This is a genomic window from Shewanella marina JCM 15074, from assembly GCF_000614975.1.
Taxonomy (GTDB): domain Bacteria; phylum Pseudomonadota; class Gammaproteobacteria; order Enterobacterales; family Shewanellaceae; genus Shewanella; species Shewanella marina.
This window is the reverse complement of record NZ_BALM01000007.1, coordinates 71,196-87,829: the sequence shown is the minus strand read 5'-3', so window position 1 is coordinate 87,829 and position 16,634 is coordinate 71,196. Positions and strand designations below refer to the sequence as shown.

16 protein-coding genes and 2 pseudogenes are annotated in these 16,634 nt (G+C 39.8%); 9 read left to right on the top strand and 9 right to left on the bottom strand.

What is annotated here, in order from left to right; all coding sequences use genetic code 11:
- Positions 1–217: 217 nt before the first annotated feature.
- From JCM15074_RS07425 to ilvN, 5 genes and pseudogenes are all read left to right on the top strand, one after another.
- The gene (locus tag JCM15074_RS07425; protein WP_037469322.1) at positions 218–874 is read left to right on the top strand and encodes a glutathione S-transferase N-terminal domain-containing protein; all 657 of its coding nucleotides are present in this window, start codon (positions 218–220) and stop codon (positions 872–874) included.
- A 2-nt stretch (positions 875–876) separates the two neighbouring features.
- Positions 877–2,043 (top strand): Bcr/CflA family efflux MFS transporter, encoded by a 1,167-nt coding sequence (locus JCM15074_RS07420; RefSeq protein ID WP_025820625.1) that lies wholly within the window; start codon positions 877–879, stop codon positions 2,041–2,043.
- Positions 2,044–2,225: 182 nt separating this feature from the next.
- A complete protein-coding gene (ilvB, locus tag JCM15074_RS25595; protein WP_373278883.1) occupies positions 2,226–3,209 on the top strand; it encodes a biosynthetic-type acetolactate synthase large subunit in 984 nt (327 codons plus the stop codon).
- A gap of 5 nt (positions 3,210–3,214) precedes the next feature.
- Positions 3,215–3,942: pseudogene (locus JCM15074_RS25590) on the top strand (thiamine pyrophosphate-dependent enzyme).
- Positions 3,942–4,439, top strand: a complete 498-nt coding sequence (gene ilvN / locus JCM15074_RS07410) for an acetolactate synthase small subunit (RefSeq protein WP_025820624.1) — start codon at positions 3,942–3,944, stop codon at positions 4,437–4,439. The pseudogene JCM15074_RS25590 and the gene ilvN overlap by 1 nt, the downstream one beginning before the upstream one ends.
- Before the next feature lie 59 nt (positions 4,440–4,498).
- Here ilvN and JCM15074_RS07405 read toward each other — a convergent pair whose 3' ends face one another.
- The 9 genes and pseudogenes from JCM15074_RS07405 to JCM15074_RS07365 form a co-directional block, all read right to left on the bottom strand.
- Positions 4,499–4,921, bottom strand: coding sequence for a PACE efflux transporter (locus tag JCM15074_RS07405; protein WP_025820623.1), 423 nt, complete (start codon positions 4,919–4,921; stop codon positions 4,499–4,501).
- Between the two features lie 140 nt (positions 4,922–5,061).
- Complete coding sequence (locus JCM15074_RS07400; protein ID WP_025820622.1) at positions 5,062–5,508, bottom strand: Hsp20 family protein; 447 nt, start codon at positions 5,506–5,508, stop codon at positions 5,062–5,064.
- A gap of 518 nt (positions 5,509–6,026) precedes the next feature.
- Entirely contained in the window at positions 6,027–7,742 is a 1,716-nt protein-coding gene (ushA, locus tag JCM15074_RS07395) for a bifunctional UDP-sugar hydrolase/5'-nucleotidase UshA (protein ID WP_025820621.1), read from the bottom strand.
- 207 nt (positions 7,743–7,949) lie between these two features.
- Positions 7,950–9,644: a bifunctional UDP-sugar hydrolase/5'-nucleotidase UshA gene (gene ushA / locus JCM15074_RS07390; RefSeq protein ID WP_025820620.1), complete on the bottom strand. Its 1,695-nt coding sequence runs from the start codon at positions 9,642–9,644 to the stop codon at positions 7,950–7,952.
- Between the two features lie 342 nt (positions 9,645–9,986).
- Positions 9,987–11,507 (bottom strand): BCCT family transporter, encoded by a 1,521-nt coding sequence (locus tag JCM15074_RS07385; protein WP_025820619.1) that lies wholly within the window; start codon positions 11,505–11,507, stop codon positions 9,987–9,989.
- 267 nt (positions 11,508–11,774) lie between these two features.
- Positions 11,775–12,445 (bottom strand): annotated as a pseudogene (locus tag JCM15074_RS21430) (alpha/beta hydrolase).
- A 2-nt stretch (positions 12,446–12,447) separates the two neighbouring features.
- The gene (locus JCM15074_RS21425) at positions 12,448–12,669 is read right to left on the bottom strand and encodes a DUF3389 family protein (protein WP_037469315.1); all 222 of its coding nucleotides are present in this window, start codon (positions 12,667–12,669) and stop codon (positions 12,448–12,450) included.
- Positions 12,670–12,745: 76 nt separating this feature from the next.
- Positions 12,746–13,225, bottom strand: a complete 480-nt coding sequence (locus JCM15074_RS07370; RefSeq protein ID WP_037469312.1) for an FKBP-type peptidyl-prolyl cis-trans isomerase — start codon at positions 13,223–13,225, stop codon at positions 12,746–12,748.
- 17 nt (positions 13,226–13,242) lie between these two features.
- Complete coding sequence (locus tag JCM15074_RS07365; protein ID WP_025820617.1) at positions 13,243–14,433, bottom strand: lytic murein transglycosylase; 1,191 nt, start codon at positions 14,431–14,433, stop codon at positions 13,243–13,245.
- A gap of 184 nt (positions 14,434–14,617) precedes the next feature.
- On the opposite strand from JCM15074_RS07365, the gene JCM15074_RS07360 reads away from it, so the two are divergent.
- The 4 genes from JCM15074_RS07360 (at position 14,618) to JCM15074_RS23530 (ending at position 16,253) form a co-directional block, all read left to right on the top strand.
- On the top strand, positions 14,618–14,977 hold the full coding sequence (locus JCM15074_RS07360) for a DUF2750 domain-containing protein (RefSeq protein WP_025820616.1): 360 nt from the start codon (positions 14,618–14,620) through the stop codon (positions 14,975–14,977).
- Positions 14,978–14,987: 10 nt separating this feature from the next.
- Positions 14,988–15,629: a hypothetical protein gene (locus JCM15074_RS07355; RefSeq protein WP_025820615.1), complete on the top strand. Its 642-nt coding sequence runs from the start codon at positions 14,988–14,990 to the stop codon at positions 15,627–15,629.
- 88 nt (positions 15,630–15,717) lie between these two features.
- The gene (locus JCM15074_RS23535) at positions 15,718–15,936 is read left to right on the top strand and encodes a hypothetical protein (protein ID WP_148300748.1); all 219 of its coding nucleotides are present in this window, start codon (positions 15,718–15,720) and stop codon (positions 15,934–15,936) included.
- On the top strand, positions 15,933–16,253 hold the full coding sequence (locus JCM15074_RS23530) for a hypothetical protein (RefSeq protein ID WP_051536856.1): 321 nt from the start codon (positions 15,933–15,935) through the stop codon (positions 16,251–16,253). Before JCM15074_RS23535 ends, JCM15074_RS23530 begins: the two co-directional genes overlap by 4 nt.
- Positions 16,254–16,634 lie beyond the last annotated feature (381 nt).

The window sequence follows — 16,634 nt, the reverse complement described above, 5'->3', positions numbered from 1 at the left end:
CAAAAGCACCAACAACACGTAATTTTCAGTCAAAGAAATCGGTTTATCTAATCGTGATATAAACACCAAAATATAAATGTTATTTTTAGTCGCAAATGTAATACCAATAACATTAACAATGTTGAACATTCAGATTGTTTGACTATAGGTATTATATTCATACTCATAATTGATTAAGCTGTAGCTATCGATCCCTCAGTAGCAGAATAACTTACAAATGAACCATTGTGCATTGCCCATTCTATATTCATTTAGACGTTGCCCTTATGCTATGCGGGCTCGAATGGCATTAATCTCAGCCGAGATCCAAGTTGAATTACGAGAAATTAGACTAAAAGACAAACCTGCTGAATTGATTACACTTTCAGCCAAAGCAACTGTCCCCGTACTGCAATTGACCAATGGTGATGTCATTGATGAAAGTTTACAAATTATGCAATGGGCGCTTGCACAAAACGACCCAAACCAATACCTAATAGAAGATCAAAATGCTGAGCAACTGATTGAGTTTAATGATATAGAGTTCAAGCATTGGTTGGATAAGTACAAATATGCAGTACGATTCCCTGAAAACCCTATCGCATATTATCAACAACATATTGACCAGTGCCTCACGATGTTTGAGCAACAACTCGGCGCTAAACGATTCTTACTATCAGACCAATTAACTATGCTTGATTTAGCCTTAATGCCATTTATTAGACAATGTGCTTATGTCGATAGTGATTGGTTTTTCAATCGTTATGCAACCACATTAGCTCCCTGGCTAAAACGTATTATGCACAGTGAGTTATTTCAACGTTGTATGCAAAAGCACACCGTCTGGCAACCAGATAATCCCTTAACGCTGTTATTACCCATGACCAAGGAGTAATCTTGTCTCACGCTAAAAAATATGGTCTCAACATCACTATATTTTTATCTATGATTATTGCGATAACGCCTCTAGCGGTTGATATGTATCTGCCAGCTTTAGGCATGATTGCTCAAAGCATGGATAGTGATATTACTCAGCTAAGCCAATCCTTAAGTATCTACTTAGCAGGTTACGCTATTGGCATGCTTATTTTTGGGCCGCTATGTGACAAGTATGGACGCTTACCTCTAGTGACCTTTGGTTTACTCAGTTTTGGTCTCATTAGTTTGTTATTAGCATTAAGCCAAACTGAAGCTCAATTTTTTACATTACGCTTTATGCAAGCATTTTGTGGCAGCGCTGCCACAGTGGCCGTTCCCGGTTATATCCGCCATATCTACCAACAAGATACAGCAAAAGGTATGGCACATATTAGTTTAATGATGATGCTAGCACCACTTATTGCACCAACATTAGGTAGCTTAGTGATAACCATTTCCAGTTGGCATACCATCTTTTATCTATTAGGTGCATACGCTATTTTGTTACTGTGTATTGCATATAAGCCACTTGCCCAAGTCCAAACTGATGCTGCTGTTATACCAACGACGACAATACAGAAGTTTAAAATTGTATTTAACACGGCTAACGTACCACTATTGCTAATGTGCAGTTTAATCACTGCCTTTGCATTCTTTTGCTACATCACTTCGGCAGCTTTTATCTACCTTGAAGTCTTTAATGTGTCTGAGCAGTTGTTTACATTATTATTTGCAGCCAACGTGATGGCATTAATGCTAGCTAACCGCATCAATGTTTATTTATTACGAAAAAAAGAACCACTACCGATACTAAAAGCCGCTGCTATGGTTGCACTCATTTCAGCGCTTGCATTAATACTCGTCAATTTATGGTCTAGCTCTTATTTATTAACCGCTATCTGCTTTTTCCCATTAATGGGAGCGATTGGCATGATGTCAGTCAACGCGGATGCTCTCGTGTTATTACAATTTAGCCATAACACTGGCACCGCAACAGCAGTAATGGGCAGCTTAAAATTCTCAGCTGGGGCGCTCAGCGGCCCTTTATTAGCATTACTTTATACGGGGAGTGCAGTACCTGCTGCCAGCATTATGTTTAGCTGTAGTTTATTGGTGCTATTACTCTGCTTTAAAATCAAATCTTAAATTATTTAATTAATATTAAAATAACACTTGAAATAACAAATTAGTTACATATGATGAATAAATAATCATCCTACTGATTATTTATCCGACTGTAGAAATAACCATTTTTGCAGTTATTACGACGATTATCATCGTCATAACCAGTTACCGTTAATCAAACCGTAACTGATAAGGAGCATCATATGGAAAAACTATCCGGTGCGGACATGATTGTTCGCAGTTTAATTGATGAAGGCGTTAGCCTAATTTTTGGTTACCCCGGCGGTTCAGTTTTAGATATCTATGATGCCCTCCACCAAAAATCTGCCATTCAACATATCTTAGTCAGGCATGAACAAGCTGCAGTTCATATGGCTGATGGTTATGCTCGTGCAACGGGTGATGTTGGTGTTGTGCTAGTAACCTCTGGTCCCGGCGCAACCAATGCGATTACCGGTATTGCGACCGCCTATATGGATTCAATCCCATTAGTGGTGTTATCTGGTCAGGTGCCAAGTAACTTAATCGGTAATGATGCCTTTCAAGAATGTGACATGATAGGTATCTCTCGTCCGGTGGTAAAACACAGCTTTTTAGTCACAGATGCTAAAGATATTCCTACCATTATCAAAAAAGCCTTTTATTTAGCCGCATCTGGCCGACCGGGTCCTGTTGTTGTCGACCTACCTAAAGACTGCTTAAATCCTGAAATTTTACATGAATATCAATATCCTAAAGATATTAGCATGCGCTCTTACAACCCGACAGTCTCAGGTCATAAAGGTCAGATTAAACGTGGTCTACAAGCACTTATGGCAGCTAAACAGCCGGTACTATATGTTGGCGGAGGCGCCATTATTTCAGGTTGTGAACAACAACTACTGACATTAGCTGAGCAGTTGAATATTCCTGTAGTGAGTACCTTAATGGGATTAGGCGCATTTCCCGGTACCCATAAAAACAGTTTAGGCATGCTGGGAATGCATGGCTGTTATGAAGCCAATATGGCCATGCATAATAGTGACCTCATTTTTGGTATTGGTGTGCGTTTTGATGACCGCACCACCAATAATGTTGAAAAATATTGCCCTAATGCCAAAATATTACACATTGATGTCGATCCATCTTCTATCTCAAAAACCATTGCGGTAGATATACCGATAGTCGCAGCGCCGATATTGTGTTAAGTGATATGCTTGAGCTACTTGAGCAACATCAAGATGAACATGATAAAGCTGCGCTAAACCAATGGTGGCAACAAATTGAATTATGGCGCGGTAAACAAAGTTTGGCATATCAAACCAGTGATACCCGTATAAAACCACAACAAGTCATTGAAACGCTATATAAACTGACTGACGGTGATGCATACGTTGCCTCAGATGTTGGCCAACACCAAATGTTTGCAGCCTTATATTACCCATTCGATAAACCAAGAAGATGGATCAACTCTGGTGGTCTTGGCACCATGGGCTTTGGCCTACCAGCGCTATGGGGGTTAAAATGGCATTCCCTGACGAATGTGTAGTTTGTGTCACTGGTGATGGCTCAATTCAAATGAATATTCAAGAGCTTTCAACTGCACTGCAATATGATGTTCCCGTTAAAATCATTAATTTGAATAACCGTTTTTTGGGTATGGTCAAACAGTGGCAAGATATGATTTATGCAGGACGCCACTCCCATTCCTATATGGATTCTGTACCTGATTTCGCCAAAATTGCTGAAGCCTACGGCCACGTAGGAATGACCATCTCCGATCCTGCCGAACTTGAGGCTGGTCTAGCCAAAGCACTCTCGATGAAAGATAAACTGGTCTTTGTCGATATTAGTGTTGATGAAACTGAGCATGTCTACCCCATGTTAATTCGTGGTGGTTCGATGAAAGATATGTGGCTAAGCAAGACGGAGAAATCATAATGCGCAGAATAATAAGTGTATTGCTTGAAAACCAACCCGGTGCGCTTTCTCGTGTTGTCGGCCTATTTTCACAACGTGGCTATAATATTGAGACCCTCACGGTTGCGCCAACAGATGATGCCACCTTATCCCGTCTCACCATCAGTTTATTTGCCGATGCAAGTGCTCTAGAGCAAATAGAAAAGCAATTACATAAATTAGTGGATGTATTAAAAGTCGCAAATATTACAGACACTGAACATGTAGAGCGCGAATTAGCGCTGATAAAAGTAAAATCACCTGCCGCCATGCGCGCAGAAATCAAGCGTACTGCAGATATTTTTAGAGGTCAGATTGTCGATGTAACCGCTAATTTATATACCATTCAAATGGTGGGCCCCAGCGCAAAACTCGATGCATTTATTCAAGCCATGACAGAAGTCTCTAAAGTTATTGAAGTCTCGCGCTCAGGTGTCGTTGGCCTAGCAAGAGGTGAAAAAGCAATGAAGAGCCATTAATCTATTCGTCATGTCAACAAGAATCCCTATTCAGTCAATAGGGATTCACTAAGATTATGCTATACCAGTTTAGTGGCTTTAATAGGGAATAATTTGTCATAACTTAAGTTATAAACATAAGCATAGAACAGGTAAAAAATCACTAAACCAATATCCAGCACGAAAGCATCCCATAAACTAATACTTAAAATGAGTGCCATCAATGGAATGGTTAAAAACAGTAAACCACCTTCAAACCCTAGCGCATGTAGTATCCGTATCAAACTACTTTTATTAACAGAACCTGTTTTATTAAGCATATAGCGATCAAAACCAATGTTATAGACATAATTCCAACCTGTCGCTATCACAGAAAATAACACGCCCATCATGCCAACATGGCCCATATCAAAACCAAATTGGCTTAAAATTCCGACAATAATAACTAAACCGATCAGCTCAAAAAATATCGCATGTCGAATACGATCAAAAGTTGTTCTCATTTCTTCACCTATTGGATAAGTCGTACCCATACTATATACAAAATACGAATAGATAAAAGTTAGATAATATATTAAAAACGGATAGGTTGTGTGTAAAAAAAGGAGCCTTTTAGACTCCTTTAGAAAATTAACAGTGATGCTTATTTATCTTCGTTCTCAATCAAACGAGATGAGTTAATTTCAATTTTACGCGGTTTAAGTGCCTCAGGGATCTCACGCACTAAATCAATATTGAGTAGCCCATGTTCTAAATCTGCACTTACCACAGTCACATAGTCAGCTAGCTGGAATGTACGCTCGAAACTGCGCTCAGCAATACCTTGGTGTAGGTATTGACGTTCACTCTTCTGTTCAGCTTTTACGCCTTTAACTAATAGTTTGTCACCTTCACTGCTGATATCCAGTTCATCCATAGAAAAACCTGCTACCGCCATGGTGATACGGTAACGATTTTCACCAAGTAATTCGATGTTATAAGGAGGGTAACCTGAGTTGCCATTATTCGCTGCTGCATGTTCTGCTAAACGAGCTAAACGGTCAAAACCAATGGCACTACGGAACAGTGGAGATAAATCATAATTACGCATAGTCATATCCTTTCAATTAAGCAATATGTAAATAATGGGCCGACAGTTCGCGCCCGATGCTTGTCTACTTGCTCTTCCCTTACGGCGAAAAGACTTATCGTCAGACAGTGATTTGTATTATACCAACTTGATTAAGAAGGTGATCATTCAGCGGGAGTTCAAGGCGCTGTAGACAAGGCGGACATTTGACTAGAATAGTTATTCTATTTTGAAAATGTTCAACGCAGTATAGAGCGCCTTGAAACCCGCACGAAGTGAGCTCATCAGGCCTTTCCATTTCGGTGTTACATTGATTTGAAAGGGAATAGCCATTACTGCATCAATGCGCCTAGAACTGAAAAGGCTGACAAGCTCTGAATAGCTCACATCTTTAATCAAATTGGTATTACATTTAAGCCCTCATTGAGCAGCTTAATGATTATATAAGGATTGGCTTTAGTGTTTTCAAGGATAAAAGCTAAAAAAAATCGCCAATCATAAAGATTGGCGATTTAAACACACAAAATCAGGGAATTAGATTATTCAGCTTTTGCACCACAGTGACTCACTTGTGCGCCACCTAGCGTATAAGTCACGTCACCAGCAACTGGGTTATATGATGCAGCATCAATATTTTGATTCTTAACAAAGAACTCACGTAATACATCGGCATCTGTACGCTGAGTATCTTCTACGGTGATCTTCGGATAGCCGTCACCACCATTAGCACTAAAACTAATTACCGCAAAGGTATATTCAGCAGCAGCGTCAAATCCTTTATTATTAATATCATTAATCTGCGCTGTCTTAGTATCACAATTAACATCTAACTTAATGCCACGTAACTGTGCATAAGCACCGCCAGTTAATGGCGTTACTGCATTTAAATATTCTTGAACTTCAGCACCTGTCATGGTTGCCTTAGTCACAAAATTACCAAATGGCTGTACCGTTAATACGTCACGGTAAGCAATAGGACCTTCAGGAATAGAATCACGGATACCACCAGAGTTCATCACCATAAAGTCGGCTTTAACTAGCTCAAATGAACGGTATGCTTCACCTAATAATTGGCCTAGGTTAGTCTGCTGCGTACGAACGACATCACGATCGCCCACTAACTTGCCATCAGTGCTAGAAATGACGACATCTAACAACTCTTGGCCTTTCGCTTGATAGCCAGCTAGCAACTCTTTCAATTCAGCATCTTGCTCAATTTCAGAAGTTACAAATACACGCTCACCGGCTTCATTTTTCACTTTTAAGTTAACTGGGATCAGCGCGTAATCAACTAAGTTAAGTTTACCATCAACATATTCAAAGTCAGCACGACCGACATACTTGCCCCACTCGTGGGCTTGCATGATATAAGTACCATTTTGCTGATCTGGCGTACAATCATCACCTGGTTTAAAGTCTGCGTAATCATTAGTGCCTGGTTCCATACATACAGGTTGCTGTGAGTGACCACCAAATACTGCTTGTAACTGACCAGCTTCAAGTGAACGAGCTAATAACACATCACCAGGTGCTTCGCTACCGTGGTTACCATCAGCATAGTGCCCCATATGAGTGGTGGCAAAAATCACGTCCACATCTTTTTCATTAGCCTTGATTTCAGCAATGGTCTTTCTGATTTCATCTTGAGGATCAGCAAAAAAGATATTTTCTACGTTTTCAGGATTAACCAGTTTAAAGGTATCTGGTGTGGTTAAACCGATAACAGCAATCTTAATACCGTTAACATCAAAGACTTTGTAAGCATCAAAATAACGTTCAGTTGCCGAACCATCAGCTTCTTTATGATAGATGTTTGCCGCTAACATTGGGAAGTTAGCCAACTTACGTTGCATCTCTAATACATCTAGTGAGTTATCAAATTCGTGGTTACCTACAGCCATAGCATCATAACCAATCGAGCTCATACCGATGAAATCAGGTACTGCATCTTGCATATCTGATTCAGGGACACCCGTATTAATATCACCACCTGAAAGAAGGATGGTTTGACCACCAGCAGATTCAACTTCGTCACGAATTTGGTTAATTAGCGTCTTACGAGCCGCCATACCATATTCGCCGTTACTGTTATGCCAAAAACGACCATGGTTATCGTTAGTGTGTAATACCGTAAACTTAACACACTCATTGCCTGTTACACATGCATTAGGATTCGTCGGTTCATCACTATTACAACCTGCAAGCGCAGCAATTACTGCAGATGCTAAAACGCCCTTAATTAATTTATTAGCCATTACATCAACCCTGTATTAATAATTATTATTTAAAAATCGCAGATACGATCTCAACGGCGAGGATAATAGCAAAATTATTTAACCAAAATGTTTACATCAATCTAAAGTGTGATAAGAATAACGTTACACATTAGTAACTTATAATTTAACTTTACAATAAAAAACGCCAGCATTAAGCTGGCGTTTTGGAGCAAGGTAAATTAATCGTTATTCAGCGCTACAACCCATTGGACTCGTTGAATTTAAATATACAACGCTTCCTGTTGGTGCATAATCAGCAGCCACGATAGTGCCTTTAGCCTTAAAGAACTGGTACAGCACATCTGCATCCACAAAACCTGTATCTATCGCATCAGCAAGCACGGGGTAATCATCACCACCGGCAGCGTTATAGCTTGGTACGGTAAAGGTATAAGTTGCATCTGCTGCAAAACCTTTACCATTAATGTCACTAATATCAACAGTACCCGCTTGGCAATCAACATTCATAGTGACATTAACGAGTTGTGCATAAGCACCTGAACCTTGAGTCTTAATCGCAACATTTGCAAGGTAATCACTGACCTCTGCGCCAGTCATACTATTGCGAGTTACCATATTACCGAAAGGCTGCACAGTTAACACATCACGGTAACTGATTTCACCCGCTTCAATCGACGCTCTTACCCCACCTGAATTCATTACCGCAAAATCAGTTTTAACATCACCTGTACTTTGTGCCATCGCAATTAAATGGCCCAAATTGGTTTGTTGATAGCGTACAACGGCACGATCCCCTTCCAATTTTGCATCAGTTGTTGCAATCACTTCATTTAGTAGTTGCTGGCCTTGCTCTTGGTATGGTCGTAAACTTGCTAAAACATCAGGATTTTCTACAATCTCGTCACCGACAAATACTCGCTCTCCTGCTTCATTTTTCACTTTTAAGTTAACAGGAATAAGTGAGTAATCGACCAAATGTAGCTTGCCACCCCAGTGCTCAAAGTTGGCGCGACCAACATACTTGCCCCACTCTTTTGCCTGCATAATGTAAGTGCCATTTTGCTGATCTGGAGTACAGCTATCGCCTGGGTTAAAGTCCGCATAGTTATCAGTACCAGGCTCCATACAAACAGCATTTTGAGAGTGGCCACCAAAGATAGCGTGCAACTTACCAGCTTCTGTAGCAAGTGCCATCGTTACATCACCGGGGGCGTTGCTGCCATGTTTGGCATCGGCATAATGGCCCATGTGGGTCGTTGCAAAAATAACATCAGCGCCACCAGCGGCTTCAATTTCGGCGATAACTTTAGTCATTTCTTCAGCGGGTTTAGTAAACGTTAGCTCGCTAATGAATTCAGGATTACCAAGTTTAGCGGTATCGTCTGTTGTCATACCAACAACCGCAACACGTAAACCATTAACGTCAAAGATTTTGTATGGGGCAAAATATCGAGTACCGTCTGCTTTATAGATATTTGCTGCAAGCATTGGGAAGTCAGTCAACATGCTCTGCATATCAAGGATATGTAGTGGATTATCAAACTCATGGTTACCTACGGCCATAGCATCATAACCAATAAGATTCATACCAATAAAATCTGGCACCGCATCTTGTAAATCTGATTCTGGTACGCCTGTGTTAATGTCACCACCTGATAATAGTAAGCTACTGCCACCGTCAGCTTCTATTTCTGCGCGTAATTGATCAACCAAGGTTTTACGTGCAGCCATACCGTATTCGCCATTCTTATTTTGCCAAAAACGACCATGGTTATCATTGGTATGTAACACAGAGAATTTTACGCAGTTATTATCTTCTGCACATGATTGAGGTACTACAGGATCATTATCATCATTACAACCAGCTAATGCTGCTAAAATAGAGGTTGCAAGTACTGCCTTTATTAATTTATTGGCCATCATCTGTTCCCTTTTATTGTTATCACTGACTTAGTACAAATGCTCACTAAGTTATTTCAAGCAGCATACTCCGCTACAAATGTGACACAATTATTAATATTTACACCAACAATGCAACCATTGATTTACACTCTTGTTTTAAAATTAAGATAATGAGTAAGGATGATTAATGTGTAATTTTTGACAGGTTAATATTTATCATTTACAAACAGTAAATTATCAGTGCACTTATTGGTTTCAATTATTTTATTTTAAGAACAGTATAAAGTTTGAATATCTAAAAAATTTATCGCTAATTTTTAGTCGGATAGTGATTTGCCCTATCCGACTAAAATTTTATAGCTAGGCGAGCTTATGAGTAGCATGCATTTGCTTAATCGTTAATAAGCTTGTCACTAAACTAAAAGCAACGAGTATCGATACAGGAACAGCAGTAATCACAATAAATGATTGCAATGCCCCTAAACCACCATCACCCGAAACCAATAGTGCTGCCGCAACAGCTCCCATTGATAATGCCCAAAATAATCGTTGTTTACGGCTTGGTTCATTACTGCCAGATACCGCCATCGAAATGGTATAAGCCATCGAATCCCCGGTTGTAGCAACAAAGGTGGTGGTGAGTAATAAAAATGCAGGCAGCAAAATGGCGCTATAAGGTAATTGCTGTACCGACACCATCAATACCGCTGGTAGACCCGCTGCATTTAATGGCTCGGAAATACTGCCCGGATTTTGAAGCTCCAAAAATATGCCTGTACCACCTAATACTGAAAACCAAAAGTTAGTCACGATAGGAGCTGCAATGGCAACAGCGATAATAAGCTCACGAATACTGCGTCCATCTGAAATTCGCGCAATAAAAATAGCCATCATAGGTGCAAAGCCAATAAACCAGCCCCAAAAGAACCAAGTCCACCAAGTATTCCACTTATAATTCTGGCTGGTTAGACTCATATCAGAAAAGTGAGTCAAGTAGCTGACAAAAGCTTGACCAAACTCTTTAATAACAAACTGTGTTGGTCCTAGAACAAGAATGGCAGCCAACAACAATAAAGCGCCAATCACATTTGCCTGACTTAACCATTGCAAGCCTTTATCCATACCAGTAAAAGCTGATATTGAATATATAGCTACCACTGCGGCTAAGATTAACAATTGACTGCTCATATTGTTTTCCAAACCAAGCAACATCTCTAGGCTAAAACCAAGCTGCGATGCTAAAAATCCGATGGGGCCAATAGTGCCTGCAGCAACGGCAATAATTGAGCAAGCATCAATAACAGCGCCTAACCAATGGTTTTCAAGTCGTTTACCTAATAACGGAAACAATAACGCTCTTGGTCTTAATTTAATGCCATGATGGTGATGCGCATGCATTAACACAATCGTCGTCAATGTGCCTAATACAGCCCAAGCTAAAAATCCCCAATGGAAAAAGCTCTGACTTAATGCAGGAACAATCGCTTCTGTAGTTCCTGCAGCAATGCCGCTATAACTTGGGGACGGCGTAATAAAATGATAAACAGGCTCTGCTGCAGACCAAAAAACACCGCCGCCAGCCAGCAAGGTACACATGATCATTGCTAGCCAATTAAAGGTTTTAATATTCGGTTTGGCTAGTTTGCCAAGCTTTAATCGCCCCATTGGTGAGACTGCAATACTGATTGCGATAATAAAGTTAATCAACATTAACCATTGCCACCAGTAACCAAAAAGATCGGCTGATGCGGTAAACATTGATTTAATTGCCAAGGTAAAATCTTGTAGATCAACAACGGCGGCGAGGAGGAATAGACAGATGAAACTGATGGTAAGCAAGGCAACAAGATTATCTGATAAATGTGACGCTTTTTTAAACATATTTAACTCACTTTGGGCGTGAGGGGCGACACTTTAACAGCATGGTTCGTTGAGATCCAGTTTTAGCACTATTTTTTAACTTATCAGACAACCTACAAATAACTTTTTGCACCCAAAAATACATTACATGTAACTGATGGTGAAACGTTTTTCAGAAATAAAAAGGAATTAAATAAAACTAATCCATCTAACTAGATATCCAAGCAACATGTCATTGCTATGTCAAAAGTACGTAGCAAGTTCAAGTCGCTCAAGATATATCCAATATCATGCTCGACAGTTAGCTTGGATCCACTGACTAATAGCTTGAATTTGTTCAAGACATACCGAATGTGCCATAGGATAAGCTTGCCATTGACTATTATATCCAGCCTCAATCAGTAATCGATGTGCATCTTCACCCGCAGAGATAGGCACAACGTCATCTTGAGTACCGTGCATTTGCATAATCGACGTGGTCTTATTCGCAGCACTTAACTCTGACGGAAGGCTCGATGCAGACGGTAAATAACATGACATAGCTAAAATACCCGCTAATGATTGAGGATAACGTAATCCGGTAAATAAACTCATAACGCCACCTTGGCTGAATCCAGCTAAGATGATCCGTGACGATGGAATACCTTGCTCAATTTGTTCAGCAATCAATTGATGGATTAGCTGTTCAGAAGCTAAAACACCACTCATATCCGCTCGTTCGTGTAGATCTGGGCTCTTGATATCGTACCAACGGGCATGATATAGCCCGCATTTAATGTCACAGGAATCGTTGGAGCAGTTGGAAAAACAAAACGAATATGATGCGATTGGCCTAATTTAAATTCAGGTAAAATGGGCGCAAAACCTTGACCAGAATCACCGAGACCATGTAACCAAATCACACAGTATTTGGGTGTTAAGGGCGGCTCAACTGTGATCGCAGCTTGTGAAAAATTCATATTTAATTAATCCCTATTTCTGTAGATAGAAGTTCAAATTGTTCAAGATTATCAAGTTTAACTTGCCACCGAACAGCCCCTGCATCTGCTACAATCAGCCATTGTTCAGCATGCAATTTAAGATCATCGATCATTGCAAATAAACGGAGACCAGATTGATTCATCACAATCTGTACTTCAAATGGCGTAATAAAAATCTTACCTTGCGAAAATTCAAGCTTCATAGTACATCTTCAAACTATTATAAAATTAAAGCCGGTTAAACCGGCTTTATAAAATATCGTATTACTGCACTAACAATTAGTGATGATGGCCACCCGTGCCATGCGCATGACCATGTGCAATCTCTTCTGAGGTTGCTTCGCGAGCATCAACAATATTGATATCAAAAGTCAATTCACGACCTGCAAGTGGGTGATTGGTATCAACTGTCACCATAAATTTACCGACTTTAACAACCGTCACTTGACGCTGGCCTTGATCGGTATGAACCAAAGCGCTCATACCCGGTTTCCAAACTTTAGCACCTTGAAGGTGTTTAGTAGGTACACGCTGCTCAGCATTTTCAACTCGTACACCATAAGTTGTTTCTGGCGCAGGTGTCACAGTGAAACTATCACCAATATTTTTGCCTGTAATCGCATCTTCCACGCCAGGCATCATATTGTCATGACCGTGTAAATAAGCAATAGGATCATGGCCTTGGTTTGTTTCAATCACATCACCGTTTTCATCTTTAAGGGTGTAATTAAACATTACTACCATATCGTCTTTAATCATTGCTATATCCTATTTTATTAAATTGTAATACCCAGTGCTTTTAAGGTTTCCACATCAGGGAAACCATCTGCAACTAAACCTTTACTCTTTTGGAATTGACGTATACCCGCCTTAGACTTTGCGCCTAAAATACCGTCTGGTTTACCCACGTTATAACCCAGTGAGTCGAGCTTCTGTTGCATCAACTTATAGGTATCCCGTGTCACTCTCGGCATATCAGGCATTTTGGCAATAATTTTACCGCCACCATTAATTTGATTTGCTAATTCACCCACAGAAATGGCATAAAATACGGAACGATTCCAACGCATAATCACATCAAAGTTAGCATAAGCTAAGAATGCAGGACCTGCATGTCCTAATGGTAAGTAAAGTGCAGCTTCCATATCTGGTGTGGCAAGTGGCCAACCATTAGCTTGGGTTAAACCAAGTTTAGCCCACTCTTTTAATGGTAACTTCTGTTTTGCCCCCAAATGGGTGAAATCAAAGTTTTCAGGTAACTTAACTTCTCTGCCCCAACGTTCATCACGCTTCCAACCTAGCTTCGATAAAAAGTTGGCCGCTGACGTCAATGCATCAGGAGTACTATCCCAAAGGTCAATCACGCCATCGCCATCACCATCGACAGCATATTCCATATAAGTTGATGGCATAAACTGGGTATGACCGACTGCACCAGCCCATGATCCCACCATCTTATCCGCACTAAAATGAAACTCTTGCTTCAATTTTAGTGCTTCCATTAACTGTGTGGTAAAAAATTGGCTACGACGATGATCACATGCCAAGGTTGCTAATGAGTCTAAAACTGGCATTTTTCCTTTATAACTACCAAAATTGGTCTCTAAGCCCCAAAATGCCACCAAATACTGGGCAGGAACGCCGTATTCTTTAGTTAATTTAGTTAATAAAGGACGATACTCATTTAGCAGCTGACGCCCCTTTTGAACTCGCCAATCAGTAACACGCTTACCGTAATACTCATTAAATGGTGTACTAAACTCAGGCTGTTTACGATCAAACTTAACTGCACGATGAATTAACTTAACCTGATCAAGTGCAGCTACAGTATCAGGTTTTAAGCCTTCAGCAGCGGCCTGTTTCTTTAGTTGCGCAACACATTGACTAAAATCATCTGCCGCAAATACAGGTGCGCTAACAAGCGAATGGCATAAAACAAGTGAGGCAAAAGGAAAAAACTTTTTCACAACAAAGCTCCATAAACACAAATATTGCCTAATAAATAAGCCGAAATATCATAATCCTTTAAATTGAGGCTTTATCCTACCTATTTGTATCCTTTTATCCAATAACAATTACAAAGTTTGCTTTAGTGAACTCAAGGCATGACGTATACTGCAAAAAGATAACTTTGATAAAAGAGACAAGCAAATGACAGAACAAGTTCAAATCCCTGAGCAATTCGTTGCTAGCGTTAAACAAAATCAATGCGTTTGGGGTCTTCAAGATCAAGATGGTGAAGGCTGGGTAGTTTGTGACTCAAGCGAGTTTGAGAACACTGACGTGATGCCAATCTGGTCAAATCAAGCTCTAGCACTTAGCCATTGTACTGAAGAATGGCAAGGTTATCAGGCTGTTGAAATCGCACTAGAAGACTTTCTTGAATATTGGGTTGAAGACCTAAATGAAGATGGTGTACTTGTTGGCCTAGATTGGCAAGAAGAGCAACCATGCCTTGAAGTCGATCCTATTGTTTTAGCTAAGCAACTTGTTGATATTGAAACTTTATAATATTTAGAAGATGACTATCTATCCAGTAATTGATGTTCCTTTTGAACATAGACACCAATGCTGGTTTTGTGCCGAGCCATCGAATCGATGGCTCGATTATCAAGCCCAAGCCTATACCCCACATCCCTCTCTCGCCGTACCTTGTTGCAATGAATGTTTACAACTCGCGAAGAAACACCCATCAACATCGATCTGGGATTGTCAACTTGCAGTAAAAGATGCACTAATGACAATCTATCAAAAAGATCTGGCCATTGGCATTAACTGGACCGAAGAAGAGTTACAACAAACAGAATTTGCAGATGACTGTAAAATCTTTGGTGGGTTTAAAAAAAGCGCTTGGTTTATGTATCAAGTCGCAAAACAACGCATTAATACTCGCGGTTGGTCTATCGTAATTGCAGGTATCCCCTTTGACGATAATGGTTTTCTTAACGGTTTTGAATTTGATGATGTCCATTATCGCTCTGTTCAACAAGCTATTTTACACTACAGTAAAACTTGGAGCCTAGATGCCAACTTTGTCGAGCAAATCGTTAATATTGTTGGCCGCAATCAATTTTCTTACGCGCTAAGAATCGCCAGAATCAACCTTAGTGTCAGTAAAGAAAGAAAACTGCAAGTATTACAACAACTGCAACAGCCTGATTAGTCTTATTGGTTTTATAGTCTATTGTTATTAGTACACAACAAAATACTCAATCTTATTTTTGATGGTAACCAACAATGAAGCTAGCATTATGGCCTTTGCCTTATGTTTGTTGCCAGATGGATTTGCACAACTACGAATCATGGAACCTAAGTATCAACGCATGGTAACTGACGCTTGCCAAAGCAGGCTCGGATTTGCCATGGTATTAACGGTAAACAATCAACTCAGTAAAGTGGCGACTCAGGTTCAAATAACGGACTTTGATAAACTCGATGATGGCTGCTCGCCATTACCATCAAAGGCATGAGTCGTATTGCAATCAATAAGATCAATATTGAAGCCGATGGTCTTAAGCATGCAAACATAAGCAACTTGCCCGATTGGCCAAGTCAAAAAATAACAGCACAAGACTATACGATAGCTACAAACTTTCAGCGTGTCATTAGCCGTTACCCACACCACAAACAACAATATAGCATTAGTAATTTCAAAGATATCAGCTGGTTATGCCAACGTTGGTTAGAGATACTACCTTTAACTCATCAACAGTTACTCTACTGCATTATGCAAGATGACCATCAAATGGCATTAGCTATGTTACGTCGTCATTTTAAATTAAATTGAATTTATCCAGTCACTGATGAAAATAACCGCTTCAGGCAATTGGGAGATAAATTGCCTAAAAAGATATCTATTGACAGATTTTTAAACTCGCATATACTTGCCAGATTGATGGATTTAAATACTACTAAGTTTTCGATTTAAAGTAATATCATCTGCCCAGATGATAAAGCGCAAGCCAACTAAACCGCAAAATCAGTCGTTTTTCGCATTGAAATATCACCATCTTAATTAACAATAATACATATAGTGTTCATCTTTTTGTCATAGTTATTTTGTTATGATAATAAGATATGCATTGTGTTTTATGTTACATAGTTAACATAATTATTGCATAACTGCTTGATTATTTGATCAATGCTGAGTAATCTCAAATAAAACTAA